Consider the following 17,190-nt stretch of genomic DNA (forward strand, 5'->3'; position numbering starts at 1 on the left):
GAATGCGGCCCCTCTAGTACTTCAGCAGGTTCGCGTCGTCGACGCTCGCCGAGCGCCGCGTTCGGAAGATCGACATGATGATCGCCAGACCGACCACGACCTCGGCGGCGGCGACGACCATGACGAAGAACGCGATGATCTGGCCGTTGAGGTTGCCGTTGATCCGGCTGAACGTGACCAGGGTGAGGTTGGCGGAGTTCAGCATCAGCTCGATGCACATGAACAGCACGATCGCGTTACGCCTGATCAACACGCCGACGGCGCCGATCGTGAACAGGATGCCGGCCAGCACCAGGTAGTAGCTCGGGTTCATTTCTCGGTGCCCTTCGGGGCGGTTTCGCGCGGGCTGAGCTCACGCGTCGGGAGGATCTCAGGAATGCTGCGCGGGCTGAGCGTGCCGTCCGGCAGCCGCCCGGGGGTGGCGACCGAGTCGGAGGTGGCGTACACGCCAGGACCCGGCTTCGGCGCCGGGTAGCTGCCGGGGCGGAACCGCAGCCGCATCATGTCCGGCTGCCCGAGCCGCTCGCTCTTGGGCCGGTGGATGTGCGCCAGCACCATCGCGCCGACCGCCGCGGTGATCAGCAGCGCGGAGGTCACCTCGAACGCGAAGACGTAGTTGGTGAACAGCAGCGCCGCGATGCCCTGCACGTTGCCGTCGCGGTTGGCCGCCTCGAGCCCGACCGCCTGCGTGTCGCCGACCGCGCGGGCGACCAGCGTGCCGACCAGCCCGGCGAAGCCGAGGCCGACCAGCGTCGCCGTGACGCGCTGGCCGCGCAACGTCTCGATCAGCGAGTCGGACGCGTCCCGCCCGACCAGCATCAGCACGAACAGGAACAGCATCATGATCGCGCCGGTGTAGACGATGATCTGCACCATGCCGATGAACGGGCCCGCCTGCACGACGTAGAACACGCCGAGGCAGAGCATGGTCACCACCAGCCAGAGCGCGGAGTGCACGGCGTTGCGGGCCACCACCATGCCGATCGCGCCGAGCAGCGCGAGCGGGGCGAGGATCCAGAACGTGACCGCCTCGCCGGTGGTCACGGTGGCCGCGAGCGCGATGTTGGTCATGACGCTTCTCCAGTCGCGTCCTTCGTACCCGTCTCCGACCACGGGGCCCGCTCGGCGCCGGCCGAGGTGCCGGGGTTGGTGAGCGCGCCGACGTAGTAGTCCTTCTCGGTGTCACCCAGCCGCATCGGGTGCGGCGGCTGCTCCATGCCCTGCAGCAGCGGCGCCAGGAGCTGCTCCTTGGTGAAGATCAGGTCCTGGCGGGAGTCGCGGGCGAGCTCGTACTCGTTCGACATCGTCAGCGAGCGGGTCGGGCAGGCCTCGATGCACAGACCGCAGAAGATGCACCGCGCATAGTTGATCTGGTACGTGCTGGCATAGCGCTCGCCCGGCGAGAAGCGCTGCTCCTCGGTGTTGTCGCCACCCTCGACGTAGATGGCGTCGGCCGGGCAGGCCCAGGCGCAGAGCTCGCACCCGATGCACTTCTCCAGCCCGTCCGGGTGCCGGTTGAGGATGTGCCGGCCGTGGTAGCGCGGTGCCGCCGGAGCCGGCTCGAACGGGTAGTCCGTCGTCACGATCTTGCGGAACATGTGCGAGAACGTGACGCCGAAGCCCTTGAACGTGCCCGTGATGGCGCCCATCTCAGCCTTCCTTCTCTTCGGTCGAGGTGGCGTCGATGACCGGTCCGCCGCCTACGTTGGCCGGCTGCCGTTCCGCCACGCCGCGCCGGGCCCGCGGGCTCGGCGGCACCACGAGGTCCATCGGCGGGAGCGGGAAGCTGCCCTGCGGCCGCTGGTTGACCTGCTCCTGCAGCGACACCTGCGGTTGCTTGCGGCGGTCCGGCCAGAGCAGCGTGATCAGCAGGATGACCAGCAGCGCGCCGCCGATGATGCCCCAGCGCACCGCCTGGCTGTCTTCCTTCTGCAGCACCCGGATGCCGGCCAGCGCGAGGATCCAGACCAGGTTGATCGGCAGCAGGACGCGCCAGCCGAGCCGCATGAACTGGTCGTAGCGCAGCCGGGGCAGCGTGCCGCGGAGCCAGACGAAGACGAAGACCAGCAGGATGACCTTGGCGAAGAACCAGATCATGCCGAACCAGCCCTCGTTGGCGCCGGACCAGATGCTGATCGGCCAGGGTGCCCGCCAACCGCCGAGGAACAGCGTCGTGGCGACCGCGGAGACGGTCACCATGTTGACGTATTCCGCCAGCATGAACAGCGCGAACTTGAGCGAGCTGTATTCGGTCATGAAGCCGGCGACCAGTTCGGACTCCGCCTCGGGCAGGTCGAACGGCGCGCGGTTGGTCTCACCGACGGCCGAGATGAAGTAGATGATGAAGCTCGGCAGCAGCAGGATCGCGTACCAGCCCGGTGCGAAGAGGTCGAAGCCGCCGACCGAGACGCTGCGGTCGCTGCCGGCCTGCGCCGCGACGATGCCACTGGTCGACATCGTGCCCGCGGTCATGAACACCGCGACGATCGACAGCCCCATGGCGACCTCGTACGAGATCATCTGGGCGCTCGACCGCAGACCACCGAGCAGCGGGTAGGTGGAGCCGGAGGCCCAACCACCGAGCACGATGCCGTAGATGCCCATCGACGACGCGGCCAGGATGACCAGCACCGCCACGGAGACGTCGGTGACCTGCAGCGGCGTCTGGTGGCCGAAGATGCTGACCATCGGGCCGAACGGGATGACCGCCAGCGCCGTCACCGCGCAGATCACCGAGATGGTCGGCGCGAAGAAGTAGACGACCTTGTCGGCCGCCTTCGGCAGGATGTCTTCCTTGAAGGCCATCTTGAGGCCGTCGGCCAGCGTCTGCAGCAGGCCGAACGGGCCGACCTGGTTGGGGCCCGGCCGCACCTGCATGAAGCCGACCACGCGGCGCTCGAACCAGACGCCGAGCAGCGTGGCCAGCACCGCGAAGACGAACGCGAACACGATCTTGATGAGCATGATCCACCAGGGATCGTGCCCGAAGTCGGAGAGCGTCGGGTCCTGCGCGAGGTAGACCGCAGGGGTCGTCATCGGGCTCCTCCAGCCGAGATCGAGACGACCGCACCGGAGGTGACGCCCAGCGTCCGCCGGGTGGTCGATCCGGGCGAGTTGGTGGGCAGCCAGACCACGCCGGCCGGCATGTCGGTGATCATCGCCGGAAGCGTCACCGCGCCGCGGCCCGTGCCGACCGTGACCGCCTCGCCGTCGGCGACGCCGATGCGCTCGGCGGTCGCCTTGTCGAGCCGGACCACCGGCGGGCGGGCCGTGCCGGCCAGCTCCTCGTCGCCGTCGAGCAGGCTGCCCAGGTCGATGAGCTGGTGCCAGGTCGCCAGCACCGCCTCACCGTCGCCGGGCTCCACCACGTCGGCGGGCTCGGCCACCGGCGGCTGCGGGCGGTCGGCCCGGGTCACCGGCAGGCCGCCCAGCTCGCGGCGGACCGTGTTGACGTCGCCGGTGCCGAGCGGGACGCCCAGCGCGGCGGAGAGCGCGTCCAGCACGCGACCGTCGTTCATCGAGTCGGTGTGCAGCACGGCCTCGAAGGTGCGCAGCCGGCCTTCCCAGTCGAGGAAGCTGCCGGCCTTCTCGGCCACCGGGGCGACCGGGAAGACGACGTCGGCGCGGCGGCTGACCGCGCTGCGCCGGACCTCGAGGCTGACCAGGAACGGCACCGCGTCGAGGGCCTGCTCGGCCAGTCGCGGGTCGGCCAGGTCGGCGGGGTCGACGCCGGCGACCACCAGCGCGCCGAGGCGGCCGCCGGCGGCGGCCACGATCATCGCGTCGGTGTCGCGACCGGGCGTGCTGGGGATGACCCCGGCCGCCAGGTCCCAGGCGCCGGCCAGCTCGGCCCGGGCCGCCGCGTCGGAGGCGAGGCGTCCGCCGGGGAGCAGGTTGGGCAGGCAGCCCGCGTCGACGGCGCCGCGGTCACCCGCGCGCCGCGGCACCCAGGCCAGCTTCGCGCCGGTGCGCTCGGCCAGGGCCGCGGCGGCCGACAGGCCACCGGGCACCGCGGCCAGCCGCTCGCCGACGATCAGCAGCGCGCCTGGCGCCTTGAGCGCCTCGGCGACCACGTCGTGCTCGGCCAGCACGCGCGCCTCCTCGCCCGGGATTATCCGGGCGACCTTGGCGCCGAGCTTCTCGAGCCCGCGGGTCACGTACGGCGAGAGCGCGTAGACCGGCAGCTTGCGCTTGGTGAACTGCTTGCGCAGCCGGAGGAAGAGGATCGGCGACTCCTCTTCGGGCTCGATGCCGACGAGCACCACGGCCGGGGCCTGGTCGATGTCGGCGTAGGTGACGTCCGTCGTGCCGACCACCGAGGAGGCCAGGAACTCGGTCTCCTCCGCGGACAGCGGCCGGGCCCGGAAGTCGATGTCGTTGGTGTTGAGGGCGACCCGGGCGAACTTGGCGTACGCGTACGCGTCCTCGACGGTCAGCCGGCCGCCGGTCAGCACACCGACGCCGTGCGCGCCGTCACGGGCCTTGCGCAGCCCTTCGGCGGCTACGCGCAGCGCCTCGCTCCAGGACGCCTCGCGCAGCTCGCCGGAGTCCGCGTCGCGGACCAGCGGGTGGGTGAGCCGGTCGAAGGCCGTGGCGTAGCGGAAGCCCCACCGGCCCTTGTCGCAGTTCCACTCCTCGTTGACCGCCGGGTCGTCGCCGGCCAGCCGGCGCAGCACCTTGCCGCGCCGGTGGTCGGTGCGCTGGGAGCAGCCCGAGGCGCAGTGCTCGCAGACGGACGGGCTCGACACCAGGTCGAACGGCCGCGAGCGGAAACGGTATTGCGCGCCGGTCAGCGCGCCCACCGGGCAGATCTGCACGGTGTTGCCGCTGAAGTAGGAGTTGAAGGGAACGTCGCCTTCGCCTTCTTCACCGGCAGCGGCGTCGTAGACCTCGTCGCGGTAGACGTTGATCTCCTCGGCGCTGCTGCGGTTCATCAGGTCGATGAACTTGTCGCCGGCGATCTCCTCGGAGAACCGGGTGCAGCGCTGGCACAGGACGCACCGCTCGCGGTCGAGCAGCACCTGCGAGGAGATGTTGATCGGCTTCGGGTATTCCCGCTTGTGCTCGTGGAACCGCGAGTCGGCCCGGCCGGTCGACATCGCCTGGTTCTGCAGCGGGCACTCGCCGCCCTTGTCGCACATCGGGCAGTCGAGCGGGTGGTTGATCAGGAGCAGCTCCATGATGCCCTCCTGCGCCTTCTTGGCGACCGGAGAGGTGAGCTGCGTCTTGACCACCATGCCGTCGGCGATCGGCTGGGTGCAGGAGGCGACCGGCTTGCGCTGCCCCTCGACCTCGACCAGACACTGCCGGCAGGCGCCCGCGGGCGCCAGCAGCGGGTGGTCGCAGAACCGCGGGATCGCGATGCCGAGCTGCTCGGCCACGCGGATCAGCAGCGTGCCCTTCGGCGCGGTCACCTCGACGCCGTCGATGGTCAGGGTGACCTCGTCGGCCTTCTTCGCTACGTCGGTCATCAGTGCGCCCCCACGAGAGCCTTCTCCGACAGCCGGGGAGCTGTCCGGCCCTCGATGTAGTCGAGGTAGTCCTGCTTGAAGTACTGCAACGAGGACGTCACCGGGCTCGTCGCGCCGTCGCCCAGGCCGCAGAACGAGCGGCCCAGGATGTTGTCACAGGTGTCCAGCAGCGTGTCGAGGTCCTCGTGGGTGCCCTGACCGGACAGGATCCGCTGGTAGACCCGGACCATCCAGTAGTTGCCCTCGCGGCACGGGGTGCACTTGCCGCACGACTCGTGGTGGTAGAACTCCAGCCACCGGTAGGTCGCGTAGACCGGGCAGTCCTGGTCGGAGAAGATCTGCGTCGCCGTGGTGCCGAGGATGCTGCCCGCGCCCGCGACGCCCTCGAAGTCGAGCGGCACGTCCAGGTGGTCGGCGGTGAGCAGCGGGGTCGACGACCCACCCGGGGTCCAGAAGCGCAACTCGTGACCGGGCTGCATGCCGCCGGCCAGCTCGATCAGCTCGCGCAGCGTGATGCCCATCGAGCACTCGTACTGGCCGGGGTTGGCGATCCGGCCCGACAGCGAGTAGATCATCGGACCCGACGACTTCTCGGTGCCCATCGTCCGCCACCAGTCGGCGCCACCGAGCACGATGTACGGGACGCTGGCGATCGTGCCGACGTTGTTGACGACGGTCGGCGAGGCGTAGAGGCCGTGCGTCGCCGGGAACGGCGGGCGCAGCCGGGGCTGGCCGCGGAAGCCCTCGAGCGAGTCGAGCAGCGCGGTCTCCTCGCCACAGATGTAGGCGCCGGCGCCGCTGTGCACCACCACGTCCAGGTTGAACCCGGACTTGAGGATGTTCTGCCCGAGGTAGCCCTTGTCGTAGGCCTCGACGACCGCGTTGCGCAGCCGGCGGGCGGCCTGGACGGCCTCGCCGCGAATGTAGATGTAGGCCCGCTCGGCCCGGATCGCGTAGCTGGCGATGATCACGCCTTCGAGCAGCGAGTGCGGGTCGTGGCTCATCAGCGGCAGGTCCTTGCAGGTGCCCGGCTCGCCCTCGTCGGCGTTGACGACCAGGTAGTGCGGCTTGCCGTCGCCCTGCGGTATGAAGCCCCATTTGAGGCCCGTCGGGAAGCCGGCGCCGCCGCGCCCGCGCAGGCCCGAGTCCTTGATGAGCTGGATCAGGTCGTCGGGGTGCGCCTTGAGCGCCTTCTTCAGCGCCGCGTAGCCGTCGAGCTGCTCGTAGGTCTTCATCGTCCAGGCGTTGGGCGACAGCCAGCGCTTGGTCAGGACCGGGGTGAGCTTCTCGAGGACTTCCCGCCGCGGAGTGGTGGTCACTTGTTCGCCTCCTTGGCGCCGCGCAGCTTGTCTTCCTGCGGCTTCGGCGCGTCGCCGGCCGGCTTCGCGTCGCTCGCCGGCTTGTTGGCCGCCGCACCTGCCTGCGCCGCCGGCTTGCCGGAGCCGGCGTCGTCCTTCTTCTTGATCGGGGTGTCGGGGTCGAAGCCCGCGACCGCGATGCCGTGCTCCTGGGCCAGCCGCAGGCCGCGCAGTGTGGCGTCGCCCGCCACGCCGTCGCCGACCGCGCCGTCCCGGGTGTCCGGGAAGCCGGCCAGCTGCAGCGACATCTCCTTGAGCGTGCAGAGCCGGGCGCCGCGGCTGGGCTGCGGGCGGTTGCCCTGGCGCAGGTCGTCGACGAGCTCGACGGCGCCACCGGGGGTGACGTTGTCGAAGAAGTCGTAGTTGACCGTCAGCACCGGGCCGTAGTCGCAGGCCGCCAGGCACTCGGCGTGCTCCAGGGTGATCGACCCGTCGCCGGTGGTCTCGTCGTGCCCGACGCCCAGGTGCTCGCTGAGGGTGTCGTAGACCTCCTGGCCGCCCAGCACGTTGCACATCGTGTTGGTGCAGACGCTGACCAGGTAGTCACCGGTCGGCCGGCGCTTGTACATCGTGTAGAACGACGCGACGGCGCCGACCTGGGCCTTGTTGATGCCGAGCACCTCGGCGCAGAACTCCACGCCGGCCGGCGACACGTGGCCCTCGACCGACTGCACCAGGTGCAGCAGGGGCAGCAGCGCCGACCGCGTGCGGTCGGCCGGGTAGCGGGACAGGATCTCCCGCGCCCGCTGCCGGATCTCCTCGTCGAAGACCGTCGTTGGCGTCGTCATCGGTCACACCCACCCATCACCGGGTCCAGCGAGGCGCCACCGGCGATCACGTCGGCGATCAGGCCGCCTTCGGAGATCGCCGGAATCGCCTGCAGGTTGATGAAGCTGGGCTCGCGGAAGTGCACCCGGTAGGGGCGGGTGCCGCCGTCGGACACCGCGTGGGCGCCCAGCTCGCCGCGCGGGCCCTCGATCGCCACGTAGACCTGGCCGGGCGGCACCCGGAAGCCCTCGGTGACGAGCTTGAAGTGGTGGATCAGCGACTCCATCGACTGACCCATGATCTTGGCGACGTGCTCCAGCGAGTTGCCGAGGCCGTCGACGCCGAGCGCGAGCTGCGCCGGCCAGGCGATCTTCTTGTCGGAGACCATGATCGGGCCCGGCCGGAGCCGGTCGACGGCCTGCTCGACAATCTTCAGCGACTCGCGCATCTCGGCGAGCCGCACCTGGTAGCGACCCCAGACGTCGGCGTCGTTGGAGGTCGGCACGTCGAACTCGTAGGTCTCGTAGCCGCAGTAGGGCATGGTCTTGCGCAGGTCCCACGGCAGGCCCGCGGAGCGCAGCACCGGACCGGTGATGCCCAGCGACAGGCAGCCGGTCACGTCGAGCACCGCGACGCCCTGGGTCCGCTCGGTCCAGATCGGCTGGCCCGAGAGCAGGTCCTCGTATTCCTTGAGCTTCTTCGGCATGACCTTCAGGAACTCGCGGATCTTGGCGATCGCGCTGTCCGGCACGTCCTGAGCGACGCCGCCCGGGCGCACATAGGCCATGTTCATCCGCAGGCCGGTGACCATCTCGAAGATCTCGAGGATGTACTCGCGCTCGCGGAAGCCGTACAACATGATCGAGATGGCGCCCAGCTCCATGCCGGTGGTGGCCAGCCAGACCAGGTGCGACGAGATCCGGTTGAGCTCCATCATCAGCACGCGGATCGTGTTGGCGCGCTCGGTGATCTCGTCCTCGATGCCGAGCAGCTTCTCGACCGCCAGGCTGTAGGCGGTCTCGTTGAAGATCGGCGCGAGGTAGTCCATCCGGGTCACGAACGTCGTGCCCTGCACCCAGTTGCGGTATTCGAGGTTCTTCTCGATGCCGGTGTGCAGGTAGCCGATGACCGAGCGGGCCTCGCGGACCGTCTCGCCCTCGAGCTCCAGGATCAGCCGCAGCACGCCGTGCGTCGACGGGTGCTGCGGGCCCATGTTGACGATGATGCGTTCGTCGCTGACCGGGTCGGTGCCGCTGACGACGGTGTCCCAGTCGCCGCCCGTGACGGTGAAGACCTTGCCCTCGGACGTCTCGCGCTCCGGGGCGTAACTCGGATTGGTCACTGGTAGCTCCTCCGCCGGTCGGGCGGTGGGATCTCGGCGCCCTTGTATTCCACCGGGACCCCGCCGAGCGGGTAGTCCTTGCGTTGCGGGTGGCCCTCCCAGTCGTCCGGCATGAGAATCCGGGTGAGGCTGGGGTGGCCGTCGAAGACGACCCCGAACATGTCGAAGGTCTCCCGCTCCTGCCAGTCGGCGGTCGGGTAGACCTGGGTCACGGTCGGGACGTGCGGGTTCTCCGCGCTGACCGCGACCTCCAGCCGCACGCGCCGGCGGTAGGTCATCGAGGCCAGGTGGTAGGTGACGTGCAGCCGGCGCTCGTCGGCGCCGAGATAGTCCACACCGGACACCGAGGAGCAGAGCTCGAAGCGCAGCGACTCGTCGTCGCGCATCGTGCGGGCGACGTCGGCGATCCGCTCGGGCTTGATGTGCAGCGTCAGCTCGTTGCGGTCGACGATCACCTTCTCGATGGCGTCGTCGAGGCCCGGGAACGCCTCCTCGAGCGCGTCGTAGACGTCGTCGAAGTAGCTGCCGTACGGGCGCTCGCTGCCACCGACCCCGACCCGCCGGCGGACGAGGCCGCCGAAGCCGGAGGTGTCACCGGAGCCGTGGATGCCGAACATGCCACGACCGGCCACAGAGGACGGCGGCTGCTCCGCCGGGGCGCCGGTGTGCGCGCCGACCGGAGTGGCCTGGACGGGCACGCCCCCACCGGGCTTGGCGCTCGGCGGGCTCGGGTCCTGGTTGGTGGGGTTCTTCGACTCGTCCGCCGGCTCAGGCCGGTCCCGATGTTCCTTCGGGTCCGCCACCGGGTCCTTGTCGGGGCTCGTGGTCACCACCGCCCACCTCCCTGGAGGTGCCGTTCCTGGTTCATCCAGTTCTCGATCCGCAACTGTTCCTCGCGGCCCTCACGGACCGCCTGCGTCCACTCGGCCCGCCGAGCCTTGTCGTTGCGGTAGGACGAGGGCATCGAGCCGTAGGGAACGACCGGCACGTCACCGCGCTCCTTGCGCTGCTCGAGCATCCGGCGACCGTTGGGGCCGAGCGGCTCGTGCATGATCTTCTCGCGCAGCTTGAGGATCGCGTCGATCAGCATCTCGGGCCGCGGCGGGCAGCCGGGCAGGTACATGTCGACCGGGACGACGTGGTCGACGCCCTGCACGATCGCGTAGTTGTTGAACATGCCGCCGCTGCTCGCGCAGACGCCCATCGAGAGCACCCAGCGCGGCTCCGCCATCTGGTCGTAGATCTGCCGGAGCACCGGCGCCATCTTCTGCGACACCCGGCCGGCGACGATCATCAGGTCGGCCTGGCGGGGCGAGGCGCGGAACACCTCCATGCCCCAGCGGCCCATGTCGTAGTGCGGGCCGCCGGCCGCCATCATCTCGATCGCGCAGCAGGCGAGGCCGAACGTCGCGCCCCAGACCGACGACTTGCGGGACCAGTTGACCAGCTTCTCCACGGAGGTGAGCAGGACGCCCGCGGGGAGCTTCTCTTCGATACCCATGCTGGCGTGCCTCCCTTCAGTCCCAGTCCAGGCCGCCGCGACGCCAGACGTAGGCGTAGGCGATGAACACGGTGCCGATGAACATGACCATCTCGACGAACCCGAAGAGCCCGAGCTGGTCGAAGCTCACGGCCCACGGGTAGAGGAAGATGATCTCGATGTCGAAGACGATGAACAGCATCGCCGTCAGGTAGAACTTGATCGGGAACCGGCCGCCGCCGACGGGCTGCGGACTCGGTTCGATGCCGCACTCGTATGCGTCGAGCTTGGCCCGGTTGTACCGGCGCGGGCCGGCGATCCGGGCCGACGCGACGGAGAACAGCGCGAAGAAGGCAGCCAGGGCGAACAGCCCCAGGATCGGTGCGTACGGCGAGAGCGTCATGGTGTTCCCCTGCTCGTCCTTTCCTGCCCTCTGTCGAGAATCAGCGTCTGAGTATTCACCGTTGTGTTGGTCCGCGCCCGGCGGGGTCGCGACCGTCCAGTGCCCTCATACCGCCGGCACAACCCTGGTCATCGCGTTGATGACCCGGTCCATCGCGTCGCCACCGCGCGGATCCGTCAGGTTGGCCAGCAGTTTGAGAACGAACCGCATCAGCGTCGGGTGCGGCATTCCGTGCTTGGTGGCGATACGCATGATCTGCGGATTGCCGATGAGCTTCACGAAGATGTTGCCGAGCCGGTAGTAGCCGCCGTAACGGGCTTTCAGCTCGGCCGGGTAGGCCATCAGCGCGCGCTCGCGGTCGGCGCCCGTGCGGGCCAGCGCCTGCGCGACCACCTCCGCCGCGAGCTCGCCGGACTCCATCGCGTACGCGATGCCTTCGCCGTTGAAGGGGTTGACCATGCCGCCGGAGTCGCCGACCAGCAGCACGCCGCGGGTGTAGTGCGGGACGCGGTTGAAGCCCATCGGCAGCGCGGCGCCGAGAATCGGCCCGTCGGCGTTGGCCTCGTCGTTCATGCCCCACTCGGGCGGCGTCGCGCCGAGCCACTCGGTGAGCATGCGGCGGTAGTTGGTCTTGCCGAACGCGGCCGACGAGTTGAGCACGCCGAGGCCGACGTTGACCCGGCCGTCGCCCATGCCGAAGATCCAGCCGTAGCCGGGCAGCAGCCGGTCGCCGCCCTCCTTGCTGCGCAGCTCGAGCCAGGACTCGAGATAGTCGTCGGCGTGCTTGGCCGGCGACTGGTAGTAGCGGCGGACGGCCACGCCGATCGGCCGGTCCTCGCGCTTGGCCAGGCCCATCGCGAGCGGGAAGCGGCCGGAGACCCCGTCGGCGGAGATGACCAGCGGGGCGCGGAACTCCCTTGGCTCCCCTTCGACCTCGGCGGTGACACCCAGGACCCGGCCGGTGTCCGCGCGGACCGGGCCGGTGACGGTGACTCCGGTGCGCAGGTCGGCGCCGGCCTTGACGGCCTGGCGGGCGAGCAGGTCGTCGAAGTCGAGGCGGGTGCGCACAAGGCCGTAGTTGGGGTAGCTGGCCAGGTCGGGCCAGTCCAGCTCGAGCCGGACGCCGCCGCCGATGACCCGCAGGCCCTTGTTGGGCAGCCAGCCCTGCTCCTCGAACGAGCCGTCGGCGGTCAGGCCCAGCTTGATGAGCTGCTTGACCGCCCGCGGGGTCAGCCCGTCGCCGCAGACCTTCTCGCGCGGGAACTGCGACTTCTCGAGGACCAGCACGCGTACGCCGTGGCGGGCCAGGTGGTAGGCGGTCGTCGAGCCACCCGGGCCAGCGCCGACGACGATGACGTCGGCGTCGTTCTCCCTGCTGGCGGCCACCACGCATCTCCCTCGGTTGCCGGTCTCTTCGCTCCTGGCGGGGCTCGTGAAATGCTTCACAAGCTCAACGGGTGGAGTCTAGAACCGGGGATACTGCGGCCGGCTAGTTAGGTATGCCTAAGCCCCGAGGTCACACCGAGTTGTTGATCGATGTCCGTTTCCATAGTCGGTCATCCCGGCACATTCGTCACAGCCGGGTGGCGCGGTGCAGCGCCACGATTCCGGCAGACAGGTTTCGCCAGGCCACAGCACCCCATCCGGCCTGCTGGATGCGGGCCGCGAGATCGCGCTGGTTGGGCCACAGCTGGATCGACTCGGCGAGGTAGACGTAGGCGTCCGGGTTGCTCGAGACCCGCCGGGCCACTGCTGGCAGTGACCGCATCAGATACGAAAGGTAAACGGTGCGGAAGGTGAAGTTGGTCGGGTGGCTGAACTCACAGACCACCAGGCGCCCGCCGGGCCTGGTCACCCGAGCCAACTCGCGCAACGCGGCCCGGGTGTCGACCACGTTGCGCAAGGCGAACGAGATCGTCACCGCGTCGAAGGTGGCGTCGGGAAACGGGAGCGCCAACGCGTCGCCGGCCAGCAGCGGGACGGTCGGGCGGGTGTGCCGGCCGGCGCGGAGCATCCCGACGGACAGGTCGGCGCCGACCGCGTAGGCCCCAGACCGGGCCAGTTCCTCGGTGGACACTCCGGTGCCGGCGCCGACGTCGAGCACCTTGTCGCCAGGCTTCAGGTCGAGCGCCGCCCGGGTGGCCCGGCGCCAGCCGCGATCCTGCCCGAACGAGAGGACGGTGTTGGTCAGGTCGTACCGCTCGGCCACGCCGTCGAACATCTCGGCGACTTCGTGCGGCTGCTTGTCCAGGTTCGCGCGCGTCACCGGGCCACTCTATGGAACGGCCCGCCCCCGACGTGGGAGCGGGCCGGTCCAGCGTGGTGGGGATCAGGCGTCCGGGGTCACCGTGACGATCCGGCGCCGCCGCGCGAGGAAGAACAGCAGCGCGCCGGCGATGACGACCGCGCCGCCGACGCCGCCGAGGATGCCGGCCGCGGGGCCGGTCACCGGCAGGCCGCCGCCGCTGCCACCCGGCTCGGCGACGAAGACGCCGAACTCGTCGGTGTTGTCGGTCTTGTCGATGTCCTTGAAGTTCTCCGGCAGGTCGGCCGCCTTGGGCGAGCGGACGGTCGGCGGGTTCTCGACCTCGACCTCGTCGATCGCCGCGACGGTCACCGAGCCGTGCAGAGTGGCCGGGGCCGGCGCGTTCTCGTCAACCTTGATCGCCCAGTAGAACCGCGAGTTGAACTCGTCCTCCGGCGCGAACGGCTTCAGCGTGAAGTCGGTGTAGTCGCAGGTCGCGACGCGCTTGTCGGCGCTGAAGTCGCACTCCGGCTCCGGCTCGGTGAACGTGACGTGCTGCGGCAGCGAAACCTTGAAGGCCAGGCCCTTCGCGGTCATGTCGCCGAGGTTGAGCACCTCGGCATAGACCCGGGACTCGCCACCGGGCGCGACGGGCTCCTCGGTGTAACCCTTGGTCTCGGGGTCGAAGCCGTAGACGTCGGGCGACCAGACGCGCAGGTCGGCGCCGCTGTCCTCGCTGACCACGACGTCGGCCGTGGCGCTGTTGTTCTTGCTGTTCTCGTCGGTGCCGTCGTGCTCGATCGTCACCGTGACGGTGCCGGCCTTGCCGGTCGCGCCGTCCTTCTTCACCAGCGGGAAGTCCCAGTCGTACTCGGCACCGGCGGTGATGGTGTCGGAGACCAGGCCACACAGGATCTTGCCGTTCTCGGGCTCGCCGCAGGCGCCGCCGACCAACTCGACCTTGGTGGTGTCGAGCTTGCTCACGTCGATCGTGACGAGGATGCCGCGGGCGTCGCTCGGGCCGGCGTTCGACAGCGACACCGCGGCGAACTTGCCCTGGGCGTTGGCCGCGATCGTGGTGCCCTCGAGCTTGATGCCGAGGTCGGCGGTGTCGTCAGCCAAAGCGGGCGCGGCGAACGCGGTGGACGCCGCGACAGCCGCTGCCGCGGCCACGCCCGCGCGAAGCAGGGCGCGGTTGCGAAGCTTCATCAAAGTCCCCCGTGGGATGGGAAGGAACGGGATATGCCGGGGGACACTAGCGGGCACATTGATCACGCGGATGCCCATCGTGACCTGCGGGGCTAAGAAAACCTAAAGGTCGGCGGACATCGACCGAACGGGCGACTCCCAGGCAGCTCACAGTGATCACACAGTGACGTGGAACGCGGCGAGGGCGGGGCTTGCGCCCCGCCCTCGCCGTGCTGCTCGATGGGTTACTCGGCCGTGAAGGTCCGCCGGCGACGCATCGCCAGGAGCAGGACCACGCCCGCCGCGAGGATCGCGGCGCCGGCGCCGGCGATCAGGGCCGTCTGCGGGCCGGTGACCGGGAGGCCGCCGCCACCGCCGCCGGGGTTGCCCGGGTTGCCGGGCTCGCCCGGCTCGGTCGGTTCCTGCGTCGGGGCCGCGCCGACGAAGATGTCGAAGCGCGCCTGGTTGTCAGCCTCGTCGGCGTCGACCAGGTTCTTGCGCTGGGCCTGGGTGGCCTGGCGAGCCTCGTCGTCCGACTCCTCGGGGTCGGTCGCGCCCGGCTCGAGCGCCCGGGCGTCGATGATGCCGTCGGTGAGCACGCCCGCGGCCGCGTCGTCCGCGACCTTGACGGTGATCTCGGGCAGCAGGACCTCGCCCGGCTTGAGCACGACCTCGTCGTCCTCGCAGATGATGCCGTTGACGTCTTCCCACGGGAAGCAGTTCTCCGGCGCGGACGCGATGGTGGCGCCGGCGGGGAGCTTCACCGAATAGGCCAGACCGACGACCCGCTTGCTCCCGTGGTTGAAGATGGCCGAGTCGAGCGGCGCGGTGCCACCGGCCGGGACCGGGGTGCGGGTCTCCTCGCCGGCCTCGTCGCCGTCGGGGACCACCTCGGCGTAGATGTCCTGGGCCCACACGGTCAGGTCGTAGGTCTTCGGCTCGACGGTCACGTCGACGTCGGCGGAGTTGTTCTCCTCGTTGGTGTCACCGGGGACGATCGCGGTGATGGAGAAGTAGCCGCCGGTGCCCTTCCGGCCGTTGGCGTTGAACAGCGGGATACCGATGACCACGTCCTGGCCGGCCGCGATGTCGCCGATCGGGCAGGCGTACGCGGCCTTGCCGCTCTTCGTGCAACCGTCCGGCGTGACATAGCCGACCTTGCCGGTCAGGTTGGACAGGTCGAGCTTGACCGACACGTCCTTGGCGCCGGCGTTGCCGAAGTTGCGCAACTCGACCTGGAACGGCTTGGCCTTCGCCTCTTTGACGCCCTTGGCGAGGTGCAGGCTGATGGGGGTGACGGCGACATCGGGGCCGTCGGCGGCATATGCCGGCCCGGCCATTGCGACGAGGCCGACCGCGAGAACGGTGGCGGCACCGGCGCGGATGGCCGCGGCGCGCAAACGCGAGTTCATCTGTTCCTCATGGGGTTGTTGTTGCCGATGTGACAGATGTGAACAGCGCACGTTAACCCCCGCCGGCCAGCCGCGCCAGACCGAGATCGGATAGAAAAACGCCGAGGCGGGATGGTTTCCCATCCCGCCTCGGCTCTATATGTACGACCGCCTGGCGGTCGGCGTCTCATGAGCAGGTTCGTGGTCGCGGGTGACGCGACGCCACGGACGCTATCCATCGCCGAAAAGCGCTCGCTAGCAGGCGGCACGATTCGTGTGCTGACCGTTGCCGAAATGTTGCCGAAGTTGCCGATGAAACGATTTCAGCGGCTCTCGACGAGCGGAAGCTCCCTGCCGGCCCCGCCACCGGGCAGCGCGATCGAGGAGAAGTGGGAGACCACCCGCTCGTCGGTCGGGTCGTCGGCTGGCGTCCGGTGCACCCGCAGATGCCGGTAGAGGGTGTCCCGCTGCGCCGGGATCCGGCCGGCGGACCGGATCATCCAGATCAGCTCGTGCAAGTTGGACCGGTGCCGCGCGCCCGCGGAGGAGATGACGTTCTCCTCCAACATGATCGAGCCGAGGTCGTCGACACCCATGTGCAGCGCCAGCTGGCCCACGTCCTTGCCGGTGGTCAACCAGGACGCCTGCAGGTGCGGCACGGTCTCGAAGAACAACCGGGCCACCGCGATCAGCCGCAGGTATTCGAGCGTCGTGGCCTGCGTACGTCCCTTGAGGTGGTTGTTCTCCGGTTGGTAGGTCCACGGGATGAAGGCGCGGAAGCCGTGGGTGCGGTCCTGCACGTCGCGGATCATCCGCAGGTGCTCGATGCGCTCGGCGTTGGTCTCGCCGGTGCCCATCATCATCGTCGCGGTGCTCTCGAGGCCGAGACCGTGCGCGATCTCCATGACCTCGAGCCAGCGGGCGCCGGACTCCTTGAGGGGCGCGATCGCCCGCCGCGGCCGGTCGGGCAGCATCTCCGCCCCGGCGCCGGCGATCGAGTCGAGACCGGCGGCCTTGATCCGCGAGATCGCCTCGTCGAGCGAGACCCCGGAGACCTTGGCCATGTGCAGGATCTCGGACGGCCCGATCGAGTGGATGGCCAGCTGCGGATAGGCGGCCTTGACCGAGCTGAACAGCTCTTCGTAATAGTCGACGCCGTAGTCCGGGTGGTGCCCGCCCTGGAGCATCACCTGCGTCGCGCCGAGCTCGACCGCCTCGCCGCACCGGCGCAGGATCTCCTCGGTCGGGTGGGTCCAGGCCTCGGCGTGCTTCGGCGCCCGGAAGAAGGCGCAGAACTTGCAGGCCGTCACGCAGACGTTGGTGTAGTTGATGTTGCGGTCGATCAGGTAGGTGACGATCCCGTCCGGGTAGCGCCGCCGGCGCACCGCGTCGGCCGCCTCGCCCAGCGCGTGAAACGGCGCCTCGGTGTAGAGCAGCAACGCCTCCTCGGCGGTGATCCGCCCGCCGTCGGCGCCACGCTGCAGAACGTCGTCGATCTCCCGCCGCATGTCCACGGACCGAGCCTAGCCCGCGCCGGACCAGCG

At 69.7% G+C, this 17,190-nt stretch carries 16 protein-coding genes; all 16 read right to left on the reverse strand.

Annotated features, from left to right (window positions below; all coding sequences use genetic code 11):
• Positions 1-13: 13 nt before the first annotated feature.
• Positions 14-313 carry an NADH-quinone oxidoreductase subunit NuoK gene (gene nuoK / locus O7635_RS07020; protein ID WP_278079593.1) on the reverse strand — a complete coding sequence of 100 codons (300 nt, stop codon included), beginning with the start codon at positions 311-313 and terminating at the stop codon, positions 14-16.
• Positions 310-1,071, reverse strand: a complete 762-nt coding sequence (locus O7635_RS07025) for an NADH-quinone oxidoreductase subunit J (protein ID WP_278079594.1) — start codon at positions 1,069-1,071, stop codon at positions 310-312. The genes nuoK and O7635_RS07025 overlap by 4 nt, the downstream gene beginning before the upstream one ends.
• Positions 1,068-1,649, reverse strand: coding sequence for an NADH-quinone oxidoreductase subunit NuoI (gene nuoI, locus O7635_RS07030; RefSeq protein ID WP_278079595.1), 582 nt, complete (start codon positions 1,647-1,649; stop codon positions 1,068-1,070). Before nuoI ends, O7635_RS07025 begins: the two co-directional genes overlap by 4 nt.
• A gap of 1 nt (position 1,650) precedes the next feature.
• Positions 1,651-3,036 (reverse strand): NADH-quinone oxidoreductase subunit NuoH, encoded by a 1,386-nt coding sequence (gene nuoH / locus O7635_RS07035; protein WP_278079596.1) that lies wholly within the window; start codon positions 3,034-3,036, stop codon positions 1,651-1,653.
• The gene (locus O7635_RS07040; protein ID WP_278079597.1) at positions 3,033-5,471 is read right to left on the reverse strand and encodes an NADH-quinone oxidoreductase subunit G; all 2,439 of its coding nucleotides are present in this window, start codon (positions 5,469-5,471) and stop codon (positions 3,033-3,035) included. Before O7635_RS07040 ends, nuoH begins: the two co-directional genes overlap by 4 nt.
• Positions 5,471-6,790 carry an NADH-quinone oxidoreductase subunit NuoF gene (gene nuoF, locus O7635_RS07045; RefSeq protein WP_278079598.1) on the reverse strand — a complete coding sequence of 440 codons (1,320 nt, stop codon included), beginning with the start codon at positions 6,788-6,790 and terminating at the stop codon, positions 5,471-5,473. Before nuoF ends, O7635_RS07040 begins: the two co-directional genes overlap by 1 nt.
• The gene (gene nuoE, locus O7635_RS07050; RefSeq protein WP_278079599.1) at positions 6,787-7,617 is read right to left on the reverse strand and encodes an NADH-quinone oxidoreductase subunit NuoE; all 831 of its coding nucleotides are present in this window, start codon (positions 7,615-7,617) and stop codon (positions 6,787-6,789) included. Before nuoE ends, nuoF begins: the two co-directional genes overlap by 4 nt.
• Entirely contained in the window at positions 7,614-8,939 is a 1,326-nt protein-coding gene (locus O7635_RS07055) for an NADH-quinone oxidoreductase subunit D (RefSeq protein WP_278079600.1), read from the reverse strand. The genes nuoE and O7635_RS07055 overlap by 4 nt, the downstream gene beginning before the upstream one ends.
• On the reverse strand, positions 8,936-9,637 hold the full coding sequence (locus O7635_RS07060) for an NADH-quinone oxidoreductase subunit C (protein ID WP_278085395.1): 702 nt from the start codon (positions 9,635-9,637) through the stop codon (positions 8,936-8,938). Before O7635_RS07060 ends, O7635_RS07055 begins: the two co-directional genes overlap by 4 nt.
• A 128-nt stretch (positions 9,638-9,765) precedes the next feature.
• The gene (locus tag O7635_RS07065) at positions 9,766-10,440 is read right to left on the reverse strand and encodes an NADH-quinone oxidoreductase subunit B (RefSeq protein ID WP_278079601.1); all 675 of its coding nucleotides are present in this window, start codon (positions 10,438-10,440) and stop codon (positions 9,766-9,768) included.
• A 16-nt stretch (positions 10,441-10,456) separates the two neighbouring features.
• Positions 10,457-10,822: an NADH-quinone oxidoreductase subunit A gene (locus O7635_RS07070; protein ID WP_278079602.1), complete on the reverse strand. Its 366-nt coding sequence runs from the start codon at positions 10,820-10,822 to the stop codon at positions 10,457-10,459.
• Positions 10,823-10,927: 105 nt separating this feature from the next.
• A complete protein-coding gene (locus O7635_RS07075; protein ID WP_278079603.1) occupies positions 10,928-12,208 on the reverse strand; it encodes a geranylgeranyl reductase family protein in 1,281 nt (426 codons plus the stop codon).
• 187 nt (positions 12,209-12,395) lie between these two features.
• Positions 12,396-13,088: a demethylmenaquinone methyltransferase gene (locus tag O7635_RS07080; protein WP_278079604.1), complete on the reverse strand. Its 693-nt coding sequence runs from the start codon at positions 13,086-13,088 to the stop codon at positions 12,396-12,398.
• 63 nt (positions 13,089-13,151) lie between these two features.
• Positions 13,152-14,276 (reverse strand): LPXTG cell wall anchor domain-containing protein, encoded by a 1,125-nt coding sequence (locus tag O7635_RS07085; RefSeq protein WP_278079605.1) that lies wholly within the window; start codon positions 14,274-14,276, stop codon positions 13,152-13,154.
• Positions 14,277-14,500: 224 nt separating this feature from the next.
• Positions 14,501-15,667 carry a cell wall anchor protein gene (locus tag O7635_RS07090; RefSeq protein WP_278079606.1) on the reverse strand — a complete coding sequence of 389 codons (1,167 nt, stop codon included), beginning with the start codon at positions 15,665-15,667 and terminating at the stop codon, positions 14,501-14,503.
• A 302-nt stretch (positions 15,668-15,969) separates the two neighbouring features.
• Positions 15,970-17,160: a cyclic dehypoxanthinyl futalosine synthase gene (gene mqnC / locus O7635_RS07095; protein ID WP_278079607.1), complete on the reverse strand. Its 1,191-nt coding sequence runs from the start codon at positions 17,158-17,160 to the stop codon at positions 15,970-15,972.
• Positions 17,161-17,190 lie beyond the last annotated feature (30 nt).

The organism is Asanoa sp. WMMD1127, assembly GCF_029626225.1.
Classification (GTDB): Bacteria; Actinomycetota; Actinomycetes; order Mycobacteriales; family Micromonosporaceae; genus Asanoa.